Below are 1,117 nucleotides of genomic sequence, written 5' to 3'. Positions count from 1 at the left end.
GCCGCGCGCCAGCCAGCCTGTCGCGGCCCCTGAAGGACCGTCGGCCGCGGCGGGGGCCGCGCTGAAGCCCCAGGCCATGGCGGCCGAGGACGGGATGGGGAGGCGTTCTGATGACCGCCGTCTTCGCCCCTGCCGGCGGTGCTGGATATCCGAGCGGCCGAACCGCTGAAGGCGGATCTTCTGGCGCTGCGCGGTCAGCCGCTGGCCCTGGACGCCTCGAACGTCGAACGGCTGGGCGGGCTATGCCTGCAGGTCCTGCTGGCCGCCCGGCGGACCTGGGCGGCCGACGGCCAGGCGCTGACGCTGACCGGCGATTCCACCGCCTTCTCCGACCAATGGGCCGCCTTCGGCGCCGTCCCCTTCGCCTCCGATCCCGTGGGAGCTCTCGCGTGACCAAGACTGTTCTGACCATCGACGATTCCCGCACCATGCGCGACATGCTGCTGATGGCGCTCGAGCCCGCGGGCTACCGCGTCATCCAGGCCGTCGACGGCGTCGATGGGCTGGAGACCCTGGCGGCGCACGGCGCCGACATCGTCATCACCGACATCAACATGCCGCGCATGGACGGCTTCGGCGTGATCGAGGGCGTCCGCGCCCATCCCGACCACCGCCAGACCCCGGTTCTGGTCCTGACCACCGAGAGCGACGCCGAGAAGAAGACCCGCGCCCGTCAGGCCGGAGCCACGGGCTGGATCGTCAAGCCGTTCGATCCGGTCAAGCTGATCGACGCCGTCCGCCGCGTCGCCGCCTGAGTCGGAGAGATTGACGTGGACGCGTTCGAGGCGATCAAGGCGACCTTCTTCCAGGAATGCGACGAACTGCTCGCCGACCTGGAAGCCAAGCTGATGGTGCTGGAATCGGGCCAGACCGACAGCGAGACGATCAACGCCGTCTTCCGCGCCGTCCACTCGGTGAAGGGCGGGGCGGGGGCGTTCGGCCTGGACGGCCTGGTGCGCTTCGCCCACGTCTTCGAGACCCTGCTGGACGAACTGCGCGCGGGCCGCAAGCCGTGCGACGAGGTGACGGTGCGCACCCTGCTGCGCGCCTCGGACGTCCTGGCGACCACGTCGCCGCCGCGCAGGGACAGGCGGAGGTCGACGAGGGGCGCTCGGCC

2 protein-coding genes and 1 pseudogene are annotated in these 1,117 nt (G+C 71.1%); all 3 read left to right on the top strand.

Annotated features, from left to right (window positions below; translation table 11 throughout):
• The first annotated feature begins 129 nt into the window (after positions 1 to 129).
• Entirely contained in the window at positions 130 to 393 is a 264-nt protein-coding gene (locus AC2W7C_RS18250) for an STAS domain-containing protein (RefSeq protein WP_486002612.1), read from the top strand.
• A complete protein-coding gene (locus AC2W7C_RS18245) occupies positions 390 to 755 on the top strand; it encodes a response regulator (protein ID WP_486002611.1) in 366 nt (121 codons plus the stop codon). The genes AC2W7C_RS18250 and AC2W7C_RS18245 overlap by 4 nt, the downstream gene beginning before the upstream one ends.
• 15 nt (positions 756 to 770) lie before the next feature.
• Positions 771 to 1,117: pseudogene (locus AC2W7C_RS18240) on the top strand (Hpt domain-containing protein); the annotation flags it as partial.

This window comes from Brevundimonas sp. CURTG3B2_SDJG, from assembly GCF_057364705.1.
The sequence above is the reverse complement of the archived record's forward strand: the minus strand, read 5'-3'. Positions and strand labels throughout refer to the sequence as shown.